Below are 2,518 nucleotides of genomic sequence, written 5' to 3'. Positions count from 1 at the left end.
GTTTCCATCTGATTCGCTCTTTTCAGTCGATGGCGCTGAAAAGCCAAGGCACTTATAAACCAGAGCCTTACTGGTTAATTACCGATCGCGTGTTAAGTAGATCTCCCCAGATAAGAACATGAACTTTCTTTGCACTGCTGCATCATTTACGGTGGCCATTAGATCACGTGGTTTCGTCGTCTTGTGCCAACTCACCTCTAGCCTACGCCTCATATGATGTTCTTGTTCATCAGCTCGCAAATTTGCTAGCGGCTTCCTCCAGACCAATCCTCGCGGATAAGCCCTTGCCATTCGCTAGTAGTTAACGTTTAATAACAGCATGTTAATAAACGGTGACCTTCCTACAGAGGACTTTCACCTCATTAGTTCATGCCCATGCTGGGCGTACACAAGCCAAGTCAGCGGGAATTTTACTCGCTGAAAAGCGCTCATAAAATCCCCTGCTTGGGGCGTTATATTTTCAGAGAGTTATGAGTAATTTTCCAATAATTGAGACAAAAAGACTTATCTTAAATGAGCAAACTGTTGATGATTCCAAATCAATTTTTGCTATGTTTTCTGATAGCGATGTTACTGAGTTTTACGACTTGCATTTCAGCATAGAAAGTGAGGCTGTTGAGCTAATTGAAAATGACACAAAACGGTTTCAAGAAAGCAAGAGTGTCAGGTGGGCAATCCGTGAAAAATCAACTAACAATTTTATAGGTAGTTGTGGCATTAACCGTTTTGAAGAAAGTAATGACATAGCTGTTATTGGGTATGAATTTATTAAAGACTCATGGGGAAAAGGCTATGCTACGGAAGCTGTAAAGAGCGTTGTTGAGTATTCATTTTCTAAGCAGTGCCCTAAATTTGTCAACAGAATAGAAGCATACGTAATGCTTGGTAATAGGGCTTCTGAAATTGTATTGGAGCGGTTAGGGTTCAAGTGTGATGGTACATTAAGGCAGCATGGCAAATGGAAAGGTTCATATCATGACCTTAAAGTCTTTTCTCTGCTGCGCTCAGATGAAATGAAAATATAACAGATAAGGATAGGCCGCGCGTAGGCGCGTCCTTATCCCAAGTGTTGAACAAACCCGAGTGATACCTTTATAGTGTAAATATCGGCGTAAGATCTTACGCTTTTTCGGTGTGTGCTGAGTAGTAACATTTTTCACTAGCCGCATCGTTCCCCTAGCATCGCCAGCTAATTTCGTTACCTAAAAATATCAATGCCTTAGCAGCTCCTTATACTTTTCTTGCTCTGCATCTTAAGTGTTAACTTTTTTATCCTTCGGCTTAAACAGTGGCGTTAGGTGTGGTTGGTTTTTGCCTAAGACAGCTTGTCAGTCGTGCATGCTTATTCCTATGCACCCCCATAAATATCATCGGTTGTCGGCAACAAGGGCAAGGTCGTATGGCTTGCGTTTTTATGGTGTTTTCGAGCGGCGCAAACACCGTCCCAGCCACGGCGAGCATCAAGCGTATTCGTTGCCGTAGCTTGGCTGCACTGCCTCTCAACAAGTCATAATCTCTGACTCGCCGTAAACCTTTTGGTAATACGTGTAGCAGTACCAACCATAGAAATTCGACAGTAGGTAATGTACGTATTTCAGTGGTGTCGGTTTGGCTATTTTGATACTCAAAACTAATTTGTCCGTCGATATTACTGACGATATTTTTATCGGGTAACACGCCGCGATAAAGGTATCGCGACAGGTACATTAACGCTGGCAGTCCTTTACCCACATGTTGGCAGTCTACCTTTTGGGTCGCTAGCTTGGCGAGAACGGTGGTACCAACATTAAAACTAAACGCATAATAACGTTATTTTAGGTCGCTAGATTAGCGAGTGTAGTGGCCAATTGAAATTGGCCACAGGTTTAGAGCTTATCCATACTTTGGGTAATCTGAAATGCCATGATTACCCAAAGTCCTAACACGAAAATGTCCAGAAGTGGGTTAGGGGCTTAACGCGTTTATGCCCCATTATCATTTAGAACAATGACTCATTCTAATTTTGTGTTTCTGTGTTTGCCTTATATTTACTAATGCAGAAAGCAAAAGATATGGCTTTAGTAGCTAGTCTTGTTGTATGCCTTAAAGACTATCAAGAGGACTTATGACCCCAGTATGATGGCCACCAATCACATGGGTATATATCTCGGTTGTTTTGACATCACTGTGTCCCAATAACTCCTGGATGGTGCGAATGTCATGGCCTTTGAGTAATAAAGATGTTGCAAACGAATGGCGGAAAGTATGGGCGGTAACGCGCTTATCTATACCACTGTTAGTGGTAGCTTGCCTTAATGCTCGTGAAAAAGCCGTTGGATGAATATGGTGTCTGCACACGTAGTTGTCACTTGGGTGCATACAACGGCGGCTAGCAGGAAAGATATGTTGCCAATGAAACTTAGAAGCATTACTGCGATATTTTCTGATGAGAGAGATGGGCAATGAAGCAAGTCCAAAGCCATCTGACAAATCCGTCTCGTGGAGCTTTTTTACCAGTTTCATTTGTGACTTTAGAGTA

Annotated in this window: 2 protein-coding genes and 1 pseudogene; 1 reads left to right on the top strand and 2 read right to left on the bottom strand. The window is 42.5% G+C overall.

Annotated elements, in window-relative coordinates; genetic code table 11:
* Positions 1–470: 470 nt before the first annotated feature.
* A complete protein-coding gene (locus Q4591_RS19950; protein WP_102530875.1) occupies positions 471–1,025 on the top strand; it encodes a GNAT family N-acetyltransferase in 555 nt (184 codons plus the stop codon).
* A 256-nt stretch (positions 1,026–1,281) separates the two neighbouring features.
* On the opposite strand, the pseudogene Q4591_RS19945 reads toward Q4591_RS19950, so the two are convergent.
* A pseudogene (locus Q4591_RS19945) lies at positions 1,282–1,746 on the bottom strand (transposase); the annotation flags it as partial.
* A gap of 336 nt (positions 1,747–2,082) precedes the next feature.
* A partial coding sequence (locus Q4591_RS19940) for a tyrosine-type recombinase/integrase (RefSeq protein WP_303462590.1) occupies positions 2,083–2,518 on the bottom strand: 436 nt, incomplete at its 5' end.

The sequence above is a fragment of the Shewanella sp. 3_MG-2023 genome (assembly GCF_030548765.1).
GTDB lineage: Bacteria > Pseudomonadota > Gammaproteobacteria > Enterobacterales > Shewanellaceae > Shewanella.
This window is presented reverse-complemented; position numbering and strand designations above follow the sequence as displayed.

What these genes read in the sequence shown, in the direction of transcription:
- Q4591_RS19950 (WP_102530875.1), top strand. Translation starts at nt 471, where the DNA reads ATGAGTAATTTTCCAATAATTGAGACAAAAAGACTTATCTTAAATGAG.